Raw genomic sequence first — 15,996 nt, 5'->3', positions numbered from 1 at the left:
CCCTGGTCGAGTGTCGTCTATTACCGTCGGGAGAATCTCAACGCGCGACCAGGGATAAGAGTCCCCGTTTGATCGTCTCGCGCGTCAATCCGATGTTGGCGAGCAACCGATCGTTGAGATGGTCGACCCAATGGGCCTGACCGGCCGGCGAGAACTCGGTCGGTCGACTGGTCAACGATCTCGTCCCGAACTGCTCATGTTCTGCCTTGCCAGTATGGCGCAAGCTGCAAGCGAACGAGCTTTCGCAACACGGCGAGGCAGAGCCATGGGTATGACCGCGGTGCTGCCATCTGGCGCGGCACCGTTCGCATACGCAAAGCTCAACCTGGCACGGAGGGTACGATGCTCAAGACCGATGGCGTGATTTTGCACTGCTCCATAAGCCTTGACGGCTTCGCAGCCGATCTCAACGACAGCCTCGACGGCATGGAGGGCGACTGGGGACCCAACCCCCTGGCCGACGAAGTCGTGGCCAATGTCGGCTGTATCCTCGGCGGTCGTCGTGGCTATGACATTTCGCGCGGCTGGGAGCGGGAACCCGAAGCCTATGGCGGCGAGGTCAAGGTTCCCGAGTTCGTCGTCACGCGCCGGCCGCCACCTGACGATCCGAGGACCATGTTTGCCGACGGCAACGACCTGCCGGCGACGGTCGCCAAAGCCAAAGCGGCAGCCAAGGGCAAGATGGTCGTCATCATCGGGCCAACGCTGGGGTCGGCGTTGCTGCGCGCGGGACTGGTCGATCAGGTGGTGATCCACATGGTCCCGGTGCTGATCGGGGCAGGTCGTCCGCTCTACACACCCGATGGGGAGCCTCCGGTCCGGCTCGAAAAGCAAGCCATGAGCGAGGCCGGTCAGGTCACGAACTTCATTTTCCGGCCGGTACGGGACCCGCGTTCCAGGTGATGCCGGCCTAAAAGTGACCCTAGGCGTCGTGGGCGCGATCGGTCCTCGACTGCAGTGCGTCGATGATCTGCTGGCTGGCGATCGATCCGACTTCGGCCCCCTCTTCGTTGCTCACCGATACGGTACTCGCTCCGTTGGAAAGGGCGTCGATGACCTCGGTCACAGGTCCTGTCGTGCGCACCTGCATTTGCGCATCGGATACGATTTCCGGGATCATGACATCGGATGCCCGTAACTGTATCCGCGTGACCCGCGAGATCTTCGCACAGCCGGCCTTCGATACCTTCAGGGGGAACGAGATCCTTCCCGGTGCGCACGTGCAGACCGACGAGGAATTGGACGCGCATATCCGCGATCACGCCGAGAGCGCCTTCCATCCGTGCGCCACCTGCCGGGTGGGGCGTGCGGATGACGCTGCTTGGTGGGGGAAAAGGCCTCGGATCACATTCTGGGCAACAAGATGTTGCCACCTGAAGATACACAGCCCTGGATCAATCCACGCTGGCAGTCTTCGGACCGCTAGCAGCATGATCGGGGGTTTTGCCTTGCCGAGTTGACCGTTGCCGGAGCGTGATGCGAATGCTTCGGTCAAACCGCATAGGGGGGAGGCCAATGCAGCAATCTGGAGTGCCTTCGCCATTGCTGGCTGCCGGGGCGATCCTGCTCAGTGTCGCGCTTCTGATCACCGGCAATGGCCTGCAGCTCATGCTGCTGCCGATCCGCGGCGGCATCGAGGGGTTTTCTGCATTCGAGGTCGGCCTCCTCGGGTCCGGGTATTTCCTCGGCTTTGTGCTGGGCTGCGTGCTGTCGCCGCTGCTGATCCTGCGCGCCGGTCACGTGCGCACATTCGCCGCCCTGGTATCGATCGCCTCGGCAGCGGCTCTGGGCTACCCGTTGGCGGTCGACCCGCTGATCTGGGTCCTCTTACGCATGTTCACCGGGTTCTGCCTCGCAGGCCTCTATCTGGTGGTGGAGAGCTGGCTCAACGACCAGGCAACCAACGAAACCCGCGGCATGCTGATTTCGACCTATGTCACGGTCAATTTCACCGTCATCACCCTCGGTCAGATGATGGTAACCCTGGTGCAGCCGAGTTCGTTCGTGCTGTTTTCCATCGCCTCGGTTCTGGTCTCGCTGGCGGCCGTGCCGATCGTCATGACACGCTCGAGCCAGCCTGCACCCATCACCATCGTGCGCTTCCGGCCGGTGCGCATGTTTCGCCTGTCCCCCACCGGCACGGTGTCGATTTTTCTGATCGGGCTGGCGACGGGCTCGTTCTGGTCGTTGGGTCCGACCTATGCGAATGCCGCCAGCGGCGGCAATGTCACCGAGGCGGCCATGTTCATGAGCGCTGCCGTGCTCGGCGGGGCTGTCGTGCAGTGGCCGGCTGGCAAGGTGTCCGACACGGTGGATCGGCGCCATGTGCTGATTGCCCTTGCGGCCTTCTCCGTCGTGTCGGGGGCGGCGATCATGGTGCTTCCGCATGCGACCTGGCTGTGGCTGGTCCTGGGGTTCGCCTTCGGCGCGGGCCTCCTGCCCAGCTATGCCATTGCTGCGGCGCATGTCTTCGACTTTGCCGATCGGGCCGACTATGTCGAGATCTCGGCCGGCCTTCTGCTGCTCAATGGCGTCGGTTCGACCATCGGCCCGCTCATCACCGCGCTGAGCTTCACGCTGTTCGGTATTGCGGGAATCTTCGTCGTCAATGGGCTGGTGCAAGTTGCCTTGATCATCTTCGTTGCCGTGCGACTGGTCCGGCGCGAGGGACTGCCGGAGGCCGAAAAGCAGAACTTCGATCTCGGCACCAGCGCCGCGGTTTCGGTCGTTGGCGATGAAGAGGCCATCCAGCTCAGTGACCTGGTCATGCAAGAACCGACAGAACCACCGCCCCAGGAACAGGCGAGCGGCTGACGCTTACGCGTGCAGACGCGCCGCCTCTCCCGTTTGGGCCTGCATCAAGATTTTGGGGGAGGCATGTCACATTCGCAATTCCTGGCTCGTCTTTTGTGTCGGGCAAAGAGAGCCCGGCAACAGCGGCCGCAAAAGCCGCAATTTAAGGAGAATGGTATGAGCAAGAACGCAGGTCTCGTGATGCTCAAGGCAAAACCCGGTCAGCGCGACGAGGTCAGGCGCGTGTGGGAAAAGTATGCTCGCGACTATGTCGCCAGCAGCAACGGCGCGCTCAGCTCCTACTACTGCTACGACGACAACGATCCCGACAGGATTATCGTGTTTGGACTTGCCGCCGATGAGGCCAGTAACGAAGAGTTCGTGCAGCAGCCCTGGTTCGCCGATTATCAGCGGGAGACGCAAGCTCTGCTCGCCGAGCCGGGCGAGGTCCGGAGGGCTACCCCGAAATACATAAAGGCGGCGCAGAGTTGAGCCGATCGACTGGCCGGATAACGACCACAACCTCTCTGGACGCAGCGGGCAGTTTCAACCCGCTGCGTCCAAAGCTCCTGCGCGTCGCCTACCGAATGCTGGGCGCCGTGGCCGACGCCGAGGACATGGTCCAGGAGGCCTTCATCCGCTGGATGGGCACCGACCGGACTAAGGTGTGCAATCCCGAGGCGTTCCTGCGCCGCACCGTCACGCGGCTCTGCCTCGATCAGCTCAAATCCGCGCAGCGCCAGCGCGAGACCTATGTCGGGCCCTGGCTTCCCGAACCTGTCGTCGAGGACGAAGACGTCGAAGACGTGACCTTGCCGATGATGCTGGCTCTGGAACGTCTTTCTCCGCTCGAACGCGCAGCCTTTCTGCTGCACGACGTGTTCGGATTGGATTTCGACGAAGTGGCGGCGACCATCCAGCGCGAGCCCGCGGCCTGCCGCCAACTCGCGGCGCGCGCACGCATACATGTTCGTGAGGCGCGCCCCCGCTTTCAGGTGGAGAAACAACGTGGCCTCGAGATCGCCGAGGCCTTTTTCTCTGCTTCGCGCGGCGGCGACATAAAGGCGCTCAGCGCGATGTTGGCCGCCGATGTCAGCATTCACGCCGACGGTGGGGGCAAGCGCCCAGCAGCCACATATCCGATCCTGGGGTTCGATGCCGTCATGAACCTGTTCGAGGCTCGCACGACCCAGGTGCAGGAGAATGGATCAAGGCTTGTGCGCATCGCTTTCATCAACGGACTGCCCGGTTTCATCAGTCTGGAAGCGGACGGCGAACTCCAGGCGACCGCTCTCGACATCGAGGACGGAAAGATCGTGGCCATCTATGCGGTGCGGAACCCCGATAAGCTGAGGCATCTTCACTAACCGGTGGATTTTCTTCGCGGCATTTGCCGAGCCGGCAAGGCCACGTGTTTTCGCTATTCCGGCACATTGGTGTATGCTTTCTGACGAGATGTCACGAGACCCGCTTGAAACAATTCAAGCTGCGCGGGACGCCTATCGACGCAGTGCATGGGCGGACGCGACCGAGCTGTTCTTGCGCGCCGATGCCGAAACCGAGCTCGAGATCAACGACGTTGAGGCACTGGTCTGGGCCGCTGGGATCGCGGCGCAGGATCGCGTCATGCTCGCCGCGCTCGAGCGGGTCTACGCGTATCACGCTGCCCACGAGAACCACGAGGAATGCGCGCGCGCGGCATTCTGGTGCGGACTTCGCAACATGCAGGCGGGAGAGGTCGGGCTGGGGGCCGGATGGCTCCAGCGTGCCGGCAGACACGCCGAACAGACGTCACCCGATTGCGTGCAGCGCGGCTATCTCCTGTTGCCCCAGGCGTACATGCTGCGGGGGAAAGGCGCCTATGAAGCGGCGATCGAGATTGCCGACAGGGCCATCGCCTTCGGAGAAGCCCAGAACGAACCCGACCTTATTGCCCTCGCCGGCAGCATGAAGGGCGGTCTTCTATTCCGCCTCGGCCGCATCGACGAGGGCTATGTGCCGATCGACGAGGCCATGTTGCTGGCCAGCAGTCGGCGTCTCTCGCCGGTGGTGAGCGGTGTCGTCTATTGCGAGATCGTCGCCTCCTGCTGCCGGGTGCTCGAAATGGTCCGCGCGCGCGAATGGACCGCGATTCTGACGGACTGGTGCCGGCGCAATCCCCAGGCCAAAGCCTTCAACGGCGTCTGCCAGGTACACCGGGCCGAGGTGCTGCAACTCGAGGGCAACTGGAGCGAAGCCTTTTCGGAGGCCGAGCACGCCGGGGTGGGTCTCACCGGCACGACCGAACAGACCGCCATGGCCAACGCGGCCTACCGGCGGGGCGAGATCCTGCGGCTGCGCGGCGTGTTCGAGAAGTCGGATGCCGAGTATCGCCTGGCCGGCGAAATGGGTATCGACCCGCAGCCGGGCCTGGCACTGCTCCGCCTGGCGCAGGGTCGGCACGAGGAGGCTGTCGCTGCGATCCGACGCGCCCTGGAAACGGCCGGCGACATGCCGCGGAAAACGGCGTTGCTGCCGGCAGGCATCGAGATCTTCATCGCTTGCGGTGATCTCGATGCGGCCGAACGGCTTTGCGGTGAACTGTCGGACATCGCGGAGCTCTTCGGCACCGAGATCCTGGCGCGCGTTGCCGATCAGGGACACGGCGCGCTGGCTCTGGCGCGCGGAAATTTCGGCGATGCCGTAGCGGTGCTTACCCGTGCGCTGCGCTATTGGCTCGAGTTCGGCGCGCCCTATCTCGTGGCTCGCCTGCGCGTCGACATCGCGCGAGGCTGTGCCGAGCTCGGCGACTTCGAACACGCCGAGCGGGAGCTCGATGCGGCCGAGAAAGTCTTCGAGGACCTCGGCGCTGCACCTGACCTCGCTCGGATCCACGAGCTTCGGCCCGGGTCAAAGGCGACGAGGGACGACGAGCTGACGGCGCGCGAGCGACAGGTGCTGTCGCTGGTCGCCGATGGCCGCACGAACCGCGAGATTGCCGAGGAGCTCCGGGTCAGCTCCAAGACGGTGAACCGCCATGTCGAGAACATCTTCGGCAAGCTCGGTGTCCCCTCGCGCGCGGCGGCGGTCGCCAAGGCGTTGAAGTCCGGCTCGATCTGACGCGCGGAATGGGTCAAACGCCCCATTGCACAAAATATGCAGCGTGGGTCGTCCTTACGATGAAGGCTGCCCGTCGCTTGCCTATGCTCTCCTCCAGAATGACGACTAGACTGGAGGGAGACCATGGCCAGCACGCGCATGACCACATCTGCCGACGACAGGGCCCGGAGTGGCCACCATCCGGCGGACCTCGTGGAGACGGGCAATCTGCTGCGAACCCAGCCCGGCGCATTTCCCGCGGCATCTTCGCAGACATCGGGCAAGGCCGAGCCTGAGCATCACGACGTCGTGGTGATCGGGGCGGGCCAGGCGGGGCTCTCGGTCGGCTACCATCTGAAGCATAGGGGCGTCGACCATGTCATCCTGGATGGAGCCTCGCGACTTGGCGATGTCTGGCGGCACCGGTGGGATTCGCTGAGGCTCTTCACCCCGGCCAAGTTCGATGGGCTCGACGGCTACCGCTTCCCGGCGCATGGCGACGTTTTTCCGACCAAAGACGAGATGGCCGATTACCTCGAAAGCTACGCCGAAAAGTTCGGCTTGCCGGTGCGCCTCAACGCCCGCGTCGAGAAGCTGAGCAAGGCAAACGGCCGCTTTCGCGTGGAGACTACGGACGGTGTCTACCAGGCAGATCAGGTGGTGGTTGCGGCGGCAGGCTATCAGAAGCCGCGCGTGCCGGAGCTTGCGCAGGATATCGGGGCGAACGTTCTCCAGATGCATTCGCGTGACTACAGGAACCCCGCGCAGCTGCCGGACGGCCCCGTGCTGCTGATCGGCGCCGGCAATTCGGGCGCCGAGATCGCCATGGATCTTGCCAGGACGCACAAGGTCTACCTCTCCGGACGCGCGGTCGGGCACATCCCGTTCAACCCAACCGGCCTTCCTGCACGCGTAGTGATGGTCCGCCTGGTCATCCGCGGGTTGTTCCATCACCTGCTGACGATGCGCACGCCCATGGGACGCAAGTTCCGCACAAAGATGCACGGGCACGGCATGCCGCTGATCCGCACACGACCGGGCCAGTTGGAGCGTGCCGGCGTCCGGCGGATCGGCAAGATCACCGCGATCACAGACGACAAGGCAGTGGCCGAAGGGGGTGCAGAGGTCACGTTTTCCAGCGTGATCTGGTGCACCGGTTACCATTCCGGGTTCGACTGGATCGACCTGCCGGTCCTCGACGAACACGGCACCCCCCGCCACCGGTTCGGCAAAGCAACCGACGTCGACGGGCTCTACTTCGCCGGGCTGCATTTCCAGTACGCGGTGTCCTCGACACTGGTCTCGGGCGTCGGGCGCGACGCACGCCGGGTCGCGGGCTGGATCGCCGCGGCAAAACCAAAGGAGGAAAGACCATGAAACTGATTCTCAAAGCAGCGCTTCTCGCGTGCGTACCGACGGCCGCATTTGCCGAGCCGGTGGTCGTGCCATCCGCCGGTTCCGTCTCCGAAACAGTGGAGAGACTGGAGGCGTCGGTCGAAGCCGAAGGGGCGCGGGTTTTCGGCATCGTCGACTTCGGCGGCGGCGTCAAAAGTATCGGAGAGGATGTCGGCGACATCCAACTCGTCATCTTCGGTGATCCCAGGATCGGCGCGCAGGCGCTGTCCGCGGACCGGATGGCCGCGCTCGACCTGCCCGGGAAAATCCTCGTCTACGACACCGATAACGGCACGGCGATGGCGTATGAAGTTCCGGCCGAAATCCTCGCCGAGTGGGACATTCCCGCCGATGCGCCGGTGCTGCAGGTGATGGCCAGCACGCTGGATAAGATCACCTCGGCAGCGGCCGAATAGCCCGCAGCATCGAGAACCAGAGCGCGCGATCTGATGGGATCAGATCGCGCGCTTCTCACCTTGCCGTTTTCGCGCCAACGGTGACAATGCGGGGTATTCCACCCGCTGCTCCGGTTCCGGCCTTCACCCGGCCGAGCCCAACCGGTCCGATGAGGCATAATGAGTTCAGACATCACCAGCATTGTTGCGGACTCGCGCATCGGCGGCCAGCGGTGGGACCGGATGATCTTCGGTCACTTCATCGAGCACTTCCATACCCAGATCTATGGTGGGCTCTACGAGCCGGGCTCGCAGCTCGCTGACGACCGGGGTTTCCGCATGGACGTCATCGAGGCGCTGCGCGAGCTCAAGACGCCGATCATGCGCTGGCCCGGCGGCAACTACGTTTCCGACCATCACTGGTATGAAGCCATCGGCCTCAACCGCATCCCCTCCTACAACAAGGCCTGGCGCGTACCCGAGCCCAATACCTTCGGCACCGACGAGTTCATCGCCTGGTGCCGGGAGGTCGGCTGCGAGCCCTATATCTGCACCAATGGCGGCAACGGCACCGCCGAGGAAATGAGCAACTGGGTCGAGTATTGCAACGGCCGCTACGAGACCCGCTATGCCAACCAGCGGCGGCAAAACGGCAATGACCGGCCCTTCGGCGTCCGGTACTGGGGTATCGGCAACGAGAGCTACGGCGATTGGCAGATCGGCGCCAAGACGGCCGCCGAATGGGGGCCGTATGTTGCCGAATCCGCCAAGATGATGCGCGCGGTCGACGAGGACATCCTCCTGTCCGCCGCGGCCGTTCCCGACAGCGAGTGGACCATGGGCCTGCTGCGCTCGGCCGGCCGCTACCTCGATCTCATTTCCATCCACGGCTACTGGGACCACCTCTCGCAGGTCGAGAACCCGTCCGACTATATGACGGCGATCATGAGTTGCGAGTCTCCCGACCGGATGATCGCTGAGACGCGTAACGTCATCGGCGCCGCCGGTTTCACCGGCAAGGTCAAGATCGCTTTCGACGAATGGAACCTGCGCGGCTGGCACCATCCGGACGGAACGGGCGACGACAAGATCAAGGCGCGCGACCTCAACGACGTGCCGAGCACCTATACCATGGCGGACGCGCTGTTCTCGGCTTCGTTCTTCAACGCGTGCCTGCGCAACGCAGACGTTGTCACCATGGCCAATGTGGCGCCGACCGTGAACACCCGCGGACCGCTCTATGCCCACAAGGACGGCATCGTAAGGCGGACCACGTTCCACGCGATGAAGATGTATGTCGATCACATCCGCGAACGGATGATCGACGCGCGGGTGGAGGGGCCGCGGCTCGGGCATGGAGCTAAGAGCGTTGCCAGGGTCGACGCAATCGTCAGCAAGGACGGCGCTGGAACCACGGTCACCATCGTCAACCGCGATCCGACGGCAAAAGCGGATTGCCGGATCATGCTCGATGGGCAAACCCTCAGAGGTGAGTTCTCCGTCGATATCCTCGAAGGCAACTCTGCGGACGCCTTCAATTCTGTCGAAAAGCCGAATGCGGTGGCGCCGAGGAGAGCGGTTGTGCAGGACAAGGACGAAGCCTTCTCGATCCCGCCGCATGCGCTCTGCATGCTGCATATCCCTGCCTGACGGCCGCTCTAAAGCGGCCAGAAGAACAGGATGGCCGGCACGGCGACGGCGATGATGATGGCTTCGAGTGGCAGGCCCATGCGCCAGTAGTCGCCGAAGCGATAGCCTCCGGGCCCCATGATGATGGTGTTGTTCTTGTGGCCGATGGGGGTGAGGAAGGCGCAGGACGCGGCGACCGCCACGGCCATGAGGAACGGGTCGGGCGACACCTCGAGGGACCGTGCGATCGAGAGCCCGACAGGGGCCGCGATCAGCGCCGTCGCCACATTGTTGAGGAAGTCGGACAAGGTCATGGTGACGATCATGAGAAGGGCAAGGATCGCCCATATCGGCAACGATCCGGTCAGCGACAGGATACCCTCTGCAATGAGTTGCGTGCCGCCCGAGCTTTCAAGCGCCAGGCCCAGCGGGATGAGGGAGCCGAGCAGCACGATGACCGGCCATTCCACGGCCTCGTAGACTTCTCGCCCGCCAACGATGCCGGAAAGAGCGTAGACGCCGACCACCGCGGCAAGCGCAACCGCCAGCGGTAGGAGGCCGGCAACGGCCGCCCCTACGCCGACGGCGAAGGCGGCGATGGCGAACAATGCCTTGCTGCGCTGGATGACGGTATGGCTCTTTTCGGCGAGCGGCAGCACGCCGAGCCACTCGGCACTATCCCTGACGCGGCTTTCGGGGCCCAGCAGCAGCACCACATCGCCGGGCTCGATCGGCAGCCGGCGCACGCGCTCGCGGAAACGCCGGCCCTGGCGCGACACGCCGAGCAGGACCACGCCGCGCCTGTAGAGCAGGCCCAGGCCCTGGGCGGTACGTCCGGCCATGCGCGCGTTCTGCGGGACGGTCGCCTCCACCAGCGTCAACGTCTCGCCGCGCAGACCGCCATGGTCCTCGGAGTCGATGGTGTCGAGGCTGGCGGCGCCGATAAAGGCCTCGATGGATTTCGGGTCGCCTTCGAGGACGACGGCATCGCCCTGGCGGATTTCGACGCTCCTCGAAAAGCCCGGCAGGCGCCGGCCGTTGCGCACGAGGCCAAGGATAATGATGTCGTGCTCTTCGGCGACGGGGAACAGATCGGCAGGCGTCTTGCCGATGCTCTTCGATTTTTCGCCGACGCCCGCCTCCGCAACGAATAGGTCGGTCTCGGCGCGCTCGCCGGCCGTTGCGCGCTTTGCCTCCTCGGGGATCAACCGCCAGCCTATGGTGGTGACGAACGCGATGCCGATGGAGGCGCACACCAACCCGACCGGCGAAAAGTCGAACATTGAAAAGGGGGCGCCGAGCGCGCGTTCGCGGAACTGCGCGACGACGATGTTGGGCGGTGTCCCGATCAGGGTGATCATGCCGCCGAGGATCGTCGCGAAGGACAGCGGCATCAGCGAACGGGAGACGGGGCGCTTGGCCTTTTCCGCCGCCTCGATGTCCAGCGACATCAGCATGACGAGTGCTGCCACATTGTTAATGACCGCCGACATGGCCGCCCCGGCCACCGACATGAAGCCGATATGGGTGGAGAGCGGCCTGTCGGCGGAGACGACGAAACGGGCAACGAGCTCCACTGCGCCGGCATTGAGCATGGCGCGCGAGACGATCAGCACCAGGGCAATGATAATCACGGCCTCATGCCCGAAACCCTCGAATGCGTGTTCGGCCGGAACGACGCCGCCGACGACAGCCACCACCAGGGCGGCGAATGCCACGAGGTCATAGCGTATGCGGCCCCACACCAGGAGCCCGAACACCAGGCCGAGGAGAGTGAAGAGGAAGATCTGCTCGTAGGTCACGGGCGGCAACTCGCTGAGGTGACATCGGTGCGTGCCCCCCGGCCTACCAGACGATGGCATGTACATCCACCCGTAGCCGCCGCTTGCGCAGCCCTAGGCACAACCGCATTTCCTGCCCGACGAACAGTTTGGAGCGCGCGACTTACTGATCCGTCGCGCGCCCAACCTCTACGGTCGCAGCGTCTAGATCAGCCGCTGCCCACCGTCGATGTGAATGGTCTCGCCGGTGGTGAAGTCGCTTTCCATGGCGTAGACGTAGGCGGGAGCGATGTCGGCGGGTGTCGCGATCTTTCCCGCCGGCAGGCGGGCGGCCATGTCCTCGAAGTAGCCGGACTTGGCCTCGCCGACGAGTTCGTCGAACAATGGTGTGTCGACCCAGCCGGGGGATATGACATTGACGCGGGTCGGCGCCAGTTCCAGTGACAGGGCAGTGGCAAAATAGCTGAATGAGCCGGCAATCGCCGACACCACCGCACCTCCGGGGACCGGCGGGCGATCCTTGTTGATCCCTGACGTGAAGGTCATGGACCCTCCGGTCCTCAGGGTACGTACGGCATGCTTGGCGAGCATGACGGCGCCGACCAGCTTGTTGTCGATGAAGCGGCGCACGGCATCCATTTCGGTTTCATCGATGGGATCACCGGGCGGCGGCGGTCCGGCCGTCGAGACGAGATGATCGAACGCACCGATCTCGTTGAACACAAGGGCAATCTCAGCTTCCTGCGTCATGTCGCCGGCAATGGCTCTGACACGGCCCTCTGCGGCGAGCGCCTGTTCTGCCGCCTGCAGCTTGCCCGGCGAGCGGCCAATGATCACGACGTCCGCGCCGCTCTTGAGGGCAGCAGCTGCGACACCCAGACCAATGCCGGAGCTGCCTCCGACGACGACGACTTTCTGGCCCATAAGCGTTGCCATGGGATCCTCCATTCGGGTTTTGTATGAATTGGGTTAGGTACTGGCCTGGGCAGTCACCAAGCCGCCCTCGACGCCTTCGGGCAGTGGGTCGGGCGCGTCAGCCCTGGTAGGCGCGCTCGAGGTCGGCGATGATGATCTTCTTCATCTTGTACATGGCCTCAAGGACGCGGTTGGCCTTTTCCCGGTCCGGGTCTGAGACCATCCGCAGAAGGGCTGTCGGCGTCACCTGCCAATAGACACCGAACTTGTCGGTCAGCCATCCACAGGGCTGCTCCTTGCCGCCGCCGGCCGTCAGCGCGTTCCAGTAATAGTCGGTCTCCGCCTGGTCCTGCGTCTCCACCAGGAACGAGAAGGCCTCGTTGTAGGGCGCGTGCGAGTTGGTATTGAGAGCAACGACCGGCTGGCCGGCGAGCTCAAAACGGACGACCGAGAGTTCGGGATCGGGCAGCTCCGTGCGGTTGAGGACTTTACTGTCCTTGAAGACTGACATGTAGAATTCCATGGCCTCTTCGGCCTGGTTCTGGAACCAGAGATGGGGAAAGACCTTTGGCATCGTTCTTATCCTTTGGGTTTTGAGTGAGTGGTCGTGGCCAGGCGCGTCGAGCTGTCGTTCAGCTCCATCCCTTGGGGTCGTTGACGAGGGGGACGATCGAGCCGTCCCAGTCGCGCCCGTAGCCCATGTCGGCAAGCAGGTGATCCGGGTAAGCGGCGAACGCTTGGAGCTTCCGACGCCGCAAGACGGCGGCGAGGCGGGCAAGGCCTGCCAGGGCGAAGTGGCGCGGCGACGGGATTGCGAAAGTGCGTGCCGACGTCAGTACGACCTCATTGCATGCATCAGCGATTGCGTGATTAGTGCTCACAGCGAATTCCTTTCCTGTCTCTTTTGGCTATCTCATGGAAGCCGGAAATCCGTGCTTCCATGCCGATACCTTGCCTCCCTCTTGCATGGACAACAAACGAATATTCGTGCACGATGTGTGAGCAAAACTCACAGGTTGAACCATGCCGCGCAAGCTCCCCCCCTTGACCGCTCTTCCCGCGTTCGATGCGGCGGCGCGTCACCTCAGCTTCACCAACGCGGCCGCTGAGCTGAACCTGACGCACGGCGCCATCAGCCGCGCCATCCGCAACATCGAGGAGAGGCTCGGTATCGGGCTCTTCGAAAGGGGAACGCGATCCGTCAGCCTGACGCCGGCGGGTGCCGCGTACGCAGCCGAGATCGGCGCAGCGCTCGACCGGATCAGCGCCGCGACGATCGTTGCCACGGCGCCGCGTTCGGCAGGCGTCCTGACCGTCTCGACGTCGGATGGCTTTGCGGGCCGGTGGCTGGTGCCGAGGCTCCATCGCTTCCATCGCGCCCATCGGGACATCGATGTGCGGATTTCAACCTCAGGGGTGCTTGCCGATTTCGTCAGGGACGGGATCGATATCGCGATCCGTTACGGTGGCGGGGAGTATGAGGGGGTGGTCTCGGAGTTCCTGTCGGAGGTGGAGGTGTTCCCCGTGTGCAGTCCGGAACTGCTGCAGGGTGAGCATCCTTTGCGCGAACCGAGCGACCTCAAACATCACACTCTCATCCATGACGGCTTCCCTATCAACTGGGCCCTGTGGCTGCAGCGCGCCGGCGTCGAAGGTATCGACCCGAACAGTGGCGTCAGGTTCGATTCCGCTACCTATGCCACCGATGCAGCGGTGCACGGCGAGGGTGTGCTCCTCGGCCGGAGCGCACTCGTTTCGGCAGACCTGGCGGCAGGAAGGCTGGTCCGCCCGTTCGACCTCAAGTTCAAGGCGACGTCCAGCTACTACGTCGTCTATCTCGCGAGCGCCCTGCGGCAGAGAAAGGTCAGGGCCTTTCGCGACTGGCTCCTGGAAGAAGCGGCGGCCGACCGAGAGGTTACCGGGTAGCGGTCCAGGCCAGTCGAGCCTGAACCAATCAGTTCATCACCCGTTGTAGACCGTCGCGGGAGGCTACTATGGGCATCAACGAAATCGGCGTGGTCGGCCTTGGCCGGATGGGTGGAGGACTTGCGGACCTGGCTATCTCAAAGGGGTATCACGTCGTCGGCCTGACCCTGGGGGGCGCACCCAGGGAGCTCGTCGAGGCGGGGCTGGTCGAGGTCTCCGATATTGCCGGCTTCCGGGAAAAGCTGCAGCCGCGACGCGTGGTGTTGCTCTATATTCCCGCTGGGCCGGATGTTGACGCGGCGCTCGACAAGTTGGCTTCTTCTCTCGAGCCGGGCGATATCGTCGTCGATGGCGGCAATTCCTATTGGGGTGACTCCATCCGGCGCCATGACCGCCTGAAGGCTCGGGGGATCGATTTCGTCGACCTCGGCACGTCCGGAGGCCTGTCGGGCGCCCGCACCGGGGCGTGCTTCATGGCCGGTGGCGACAAGGATGTCGTTGCCACCATCGAACCGCTGCTTAAGTCCCTCTCGGTACCGGATGGCTTCGTCCATGCAGGTCCTCCGGGCAGTGGGCATTTCGTCAAGCTCGTACACAACGGGATCGAATTTGGCATGTTGCAGGCGATCGGAGAGGGTTTCGATCTGTTGACGCGTTTTCATGAGCCGCTCGATCTCGATGGCGTGCTCGAATGCTGGCGGAACGGCTCCGTTATTCGTTCGTGGCTGATCGACCTTCTTGCCGAGGCGCATTCCGATGACCCCACTCTGAGCAAAACGACCAGGTATATCGAGGACACCGGAGAGGTGAACTGGCTGGTTGCTGATGCCCTTCGGATGGAGGCTCCGATTCCGGTGATTTCGCAGTCGGTCATGCAGTTGTTCGCCTCACGTGATGAGAATGGCGTGTGGGCAAAGGCCATTGTTGCGATGCGACACGGTTTTGGCGGACATCCGTTCGGTCCGAACGCAAGCGTGGTGGCTGAGCGCCGCGAAGGCAGGGTGGGTGATATCTATCGGCCGAAAACGGTATAGCTTTGCCTTGCCCGATGAGCCTGCGATGCATGCCCCTGGCTCGGGTGAACGCGCCGGCCCGACTGCTATGTCAGCCGCCGACCACTGGAGCGCGACGCGATTTGATTGAGTCAAGTAATGCGCTCTATGCGTTTTGTTGCTGCGGGATATTTCGCAAAAAGCCGGTTCCCATCCTGGATCAGGTCCGAGACAGGCTTTTTGCATCCCGCTCTAACAGCAAGGAGCGCGATCGATGCTCGCACTGGATTTGAAAGGCAAACGCGCCTTGGTAACCGGCGCCAACTCGGGCATCGGCGAGGCCACCGCGCTGATGTTGGCCGATGCAGGCGCCGATGTGGTCGTGAATTATGTGGACGAGGCCGAAGCGGCGGAAGCAGTGGCCGCCGCAATCCGCGCCAAGGGCAGGCGGTCATTCGCCATTCATGCCAATATTTCGGACGCGGGTCAGGTCTCCAGCATGGTGGCGCGGATGAAGCAGGACTGGGGCGGCATCGACGTGCTGGTGAACAACGCCGGCATCGACGGCCACGCCGCCCTGGGTTGGGAGGCAGACGTCGAGGCCTGGCGCAAGGTCATCGACGTCAATCTCCTCGGCACGTTTTTCTGCTCACGCGCAGCGCTGGGGCAGATGGTGGCGCAGCGGGCCGGGGTGATCGTGAACATGTCGTCGGTTCACGAGAGGATCCCATGGGGCGGGTTCAGCGCCTACACAGCGTCGAAAGCTGCGGTTTCGATGCTGACCAAGACCCTGGCGCAGGAGGCGGCACCCTATGGCGTGCGCGTGCTCGCCCTGGCACCCGGAGCGGTCAAGACGCCGATCAACCGCAATGTGTGGAGCGACCCGGCCGGGTTGGCGGACCTGAAGAGGAAGATCCCGATGGGCCGGCTCGCGGAACCTGACGAGATCGCGCGGATGGTGGCTGTGCTCGCCTCGGATTTTGCCAGCTACGCCACCGGTACGACGCTCTTTGTCGACGGCGGCATGACCGATTTCGCCGACTTCGCCCATGGCGGGTGACGGCGTTTCATACCAACAACGCGAGGATCGGA

General features: G+C 63.7%; 17 protein-coding genes and 1 pseudogene. 12 read left to right on the top strand and 6 right to left on the bottom strand.

The genetic code is table 11. The features are described 5' to 3' along the window. Positions 1 to 37: 37 nt before the first annotated feature. On the bottom strand, positions 38 to 175 hold the full coding sequence (locus tag QQK18_RS06210; protein WP_284339437.1) for a hypothetical protein: 138 nt from the start codon (positions 173 to 175) through the stop codon (positions 38 to 40). A 167-nt stretch (positions 176 to 342) separates the two neighbouring features. On the opposite strand from QQK18_RS06210, the gene QQK18_RS06205 reads away from it, so the two are divergent. Beyond that, positions 343 to 903, top strand: a complete 561-nt coding sequence (locus tag QQK18_RS06205; RefSeq protein ID WP_284339436.1) for a dihydrofolate reductase family protein — start codon at positions 343 to 345, stop codon at positions 901 to 903. Between the two features lie 19 nt (positions 904 to 922). Here the strand turns inward: QQK18_RS06205 and QQK18_RS06200 are convergent, their stop codons facing one another. Then, positions 923 to 1,120 carry a hypothetical protein gene (locus QQK18_RS06200; RefSeq protein WP_284340007.1) on the bottom strand — a complete coding sequence of 66 codons (198 nt, stop codon included), beginning with the start codon at positions 1,118 to 1,120 and terminating at the stop codon, positions 923 to 925. Between the two features lie 4 nt (positions 1,121 to 1,124). Between QQK18_RS06200 and QQK18_RS06195 the strand changes: the two are divergent. The 8 genes and pseudogenes from QQK18_RS06195 to QQK18_RS06160 form a co-directional block, all read left to right on the top strand. Beyond that, positions 1,125 to 1,426: pseudogene (locus tag QQK18_RS06195) on the top strand (GMC oxidoreductase); the annotation flags it as partial. Positions 1,427 to 1,515: 89 nt separating this feature from the next. Beyond that, on the top strand, positions 1,516 to 2,814 hold the full coding sequence (locus QQK18_RS06190) for an MFS transporter (RefSeq protein WP_284339435.1): 1,299 nt from the start codon (positions 1,516 to 1,518) through the stop codon (positions 2,812 to 2,814). Positions 2,815 to 2,970: 156 nt separating this feature from the next. Beyond that, the gene (locus QQK18_RS06185) at positions 2,971 to 3,285 is read left to right on the top strand and encodes a putative quinol monooxygenase (protein ID WP_284339434.1); all 315 of its coding nucleotides are present in this window, start codon (positions 2,971 to 2,973) and stop codon (positions 3,283 to 3,285) included. Further along, complete coding sequence (locus QQK18_RS06180) at positions 3,282 to 4,160, top strand: sigma-70 family RNA polymerase sigma factor (RefSeq protein WP_284339433.1); 879 nt, start codon at positions 3,282 to 3,284, stop codon at positions 4,158 to 4,160. The genes QQK18_RS06185 and QQK18_RS06180 overlap by 4 nt, the downstream gene beginning before the upstream one ends. A 172-nt stretch (positions 4,161 to 4,332) precedes the next feature. Then, a complete protein-coding gene (locus tag QQK18_RS06175; protein WP_284339432.1) occupies positions 4,333 to 5,892 on the top strand; it encodes a LuxR family transcriptional regulator in 1,560 nt (519 codons plus the stop codon). 123 nt (positions 5,893 to 6,015) lie between these two features. Then, positions 6,016 to 7,248, top strand: a complete 1,233-nt coding sequence (locus QQK18_RS06170; RefSeq protein ID WP_284339431.1) for a flavin-containing monooxygenase — start codon at positions 6,016 to 6,018, stop codon at positions 7,246 to 7,248. After that, entirely contained in the window at positions 7,245 to 7,682 is a 438-nt protein-coding gene (locus QQK18_RS06165) for a DUF302 domain-containing protein (protein ID WP_284339430.1), read from the top strand. Before QQK18_RS06170 ends, QQK18_RS06165 begins: the two co-directional genes overlap by 4 nt. A 159-nt stretch (positions 7,683 to 7,841) precedes the next feature. Then, positions 7,842 to 9,311 carry an alpha-L-arabinofuranosidase C-terminal domain-containing protein gene (locus QQK18_RS06160; protein WP_284339429.1) on the top strand — a complete coding sequence of 490 codons (1,470 nt, stop codon included), beginning with the start codon at positions 7,842 to 7,844 and terminating at the stop codon, positions 9,309 to 9,311. Positions 9,312 to 9,319: 8 nt separating this feature from the next. On the opposite strand, the gene QQK18_RS06155 is transcribed toward QQK18_RS06160, so the two are convergent. The 4 genes from QQK18_RS06155 to QQK18_RS06140 form a co-directional block, all read right to left on the bottom strand. Further along, a complete protein-coding gene (locus QQK18_RS06155) occupies positions 9,320 to 11,092 on the bottom strand; it encodes an SLC13 family permease (protein WP_284339428.1) in 1,773 nt (590 codons plus the stop codon). A gap of 183 nt (positions 11,093 to 11,275) precedes the next feature. Further along, positions 11,276 to 12,007, bottom strand: coding sequence for an SDR family oxidoreductase (locus QQK18_RS06150; RefSeq protein ID WP_284339427.1), 732 nt, complete (start codon positions 12,005 to 12,007; stop codon positions 11,276 to 11,278). A gap of 97 nt (positions 12,008 to 12,104) precedes the next feature. Then, positions 12,105 to 12,560, bottom strand: coding sequence for a VOC family protein (locus QQK18_RS06145; RefSeq protein ID WP_284339426.1), 456 nt, complete (start codon positions 12,558 to 12,560; stop codon positions 12,105 to 12,107). A 58-nt stretch (positions 12,561 to 12,618) separates the two neighbouring features. Continuing rightward, the gene (locus QQK18_RS06140) at positions 12,619 to 12,867 is read right to left on the bottom strand and encodes a hypothetical protein (RefSeq protein WP_284339425.1); all 249 of its coding nucleotides are present in this window, start codon (positions 12,865 to 12,867) and stop codon (positions 12,619 to 12,621) included. A gap of 142 nt (positions 12,868 to 13,009) precedes the next feature. Between QQK18_RS06140 and gcvA the strand changes: the two genes are divergently transcribed. The 3 genes from gcvA (at position 13,010) to QQK18_RS06125 (ending at position 15,964) form a co-directional block, all read left to right on the top strand. After that, entirely contained in the window at positions 13,010 to 13,912 is a 903-nt protein-coding gene (gene gcvA / locus QQK18_RS06135; protein ID WP_284339424.1) for a transcriptional regulator GcvA, read from the top strand. Between the two features lie 68 nt (positions 13,913 to 13,980). Beyond that, positions 13,981 to 14,946 carry an NADP(+)-dependent, decarboxylating phosphogluconate dehydrogenase gene (locus tag QQK18_RS06130; RefSeq protein WP_284339423.1) on the top strand — a complete coding sequence of 322 codons (966 nt, stop codon included), beginning with the start codon at positions 13,981 to 13,983 and terminating at the stop codon, positions 14,944 to 14,946. Between the two features lie 232 nt (positions 14,947 to 15,178). Beyond that, positions 15,179 to 15,964 (top strand): glucose 1-dehydrogenase, encoded by a 786-nt coding sequence (locus QQK18_RS06125; protein ID WP_284339422.1) that lies wholly within the window; start codon positions 15,179 to 15,181, stop codon positions 15,962 to 15,964. Positions 15,965 to 15,996 lie beyond the last annotated feature (32 nt).

The sequence above is a fragment of the Devosia nitrariae genome (genome assembly GCF_030160115.1).
GTDB classification, from domain to species: domain Bacteria; phylum Pseudomonadota; class Alphaproteobacteria; order Rhizobiales; family Devosiaceae; genus Devosia; species Devosia nitrariae.
The sequence above is the reverse complement of the archived record's forward strand: the minus strand, read 5'-3'. Positions and strand labels throughout refer to the sequence as shown.

What these genes read in the sequence shown, in the direction of transcription:
- QQK18_RS06200 (WP_284340007.1), bottom strand. Translation starts at nt 1,120, where the DNA reads ATGATCCCGGAAATCGTATCCGATGCGCAAATGCAGGTGCGCACGACA.
- QQK18_RS06205 (WP_284339436.1), top strand. Translation starts at nt 343, where the DNA reads ATGCTCAAGACCGATGGCGTGATTTTGCACTGCTCCATAAGCCTTGAC.
- QQK18_RS06150 (WP_284339427.1), bottom strand. Translation starts at nt 12,007, where the DNA reads ATGGCAACGCTTATGGGCCAGAAAGTCGTCGTCGTCGGAGGCAGCTCC.
- QQK18_RS06130 (WP_284339423.1), top strand. Translation starts at nt 13,981, where the DNA reads ATGGGCATCAACGAAATCGGCGTGGTCGGCCTTGGCCGGATGGGTGGA.
- QQK18_RS06165 (WP_284339430.1), top strand. Translation starts at nt 7,245, where the DNA reads ATGAAACTGATTCTCAAAGCAGCGCTTCTCGCGTGCGTACCGACGGCC.
- QQK18_RS06160 (WP_284339429.1), top strand. Translation starts at nt 7,842, where the DNA reads ATGAGTTCAGACATCACCAGCATTGTTGCGGACTCGCGCATCGGCGGC.
- QQK18_RS06125 (WP_284339422.1), top strand. Translation starts at nt 15,179, where the DNA reads ATGCTCGCACTGGATTTGAAAGGCAAACGCGCCTTGGTAACCGGCGCC.
- QQK18_RS06145 (WP_284339426.1), bottom strand. Translation starts at nt 12,560, where the DNA reads ATGCCAAAGGTCTTTCCCCATCTCTGGTTCCAGAACCAGGCCGAAGAG.
- QQK18_RS06170 (WP_284339431.1), top strand. Translation starts at nt 6,016, where the DNA reads ATGGCCAGCACGCGCATGACCACATCTGCCGACGACAGGGCCCGGAGT.
- QQK18_RS06185 (WP_284339434.1), top strand. Translation starts at nt 2,971, where the DNA reads ATGAGCAAGAACGCAGGTCTCGTGATGCTCAAGGCAAAACCCGGTCAG.
- QQK18_RS06190 (WP_284339435.1), top strand. Translation starts at nt 1,516, where the DNA reads ATGCAGCAATCTGGAGTGCCTTCGCCATTGCTGGCTGCCGGGGCGATC.
- gcvA (WP_284339424.1), top strand. Translation starts at nt 13,010, where the DNA reads ATGCCGCGCAAGCTCCCCCCCTTGACCGCTCTTCCCGCGTTCGATGCG.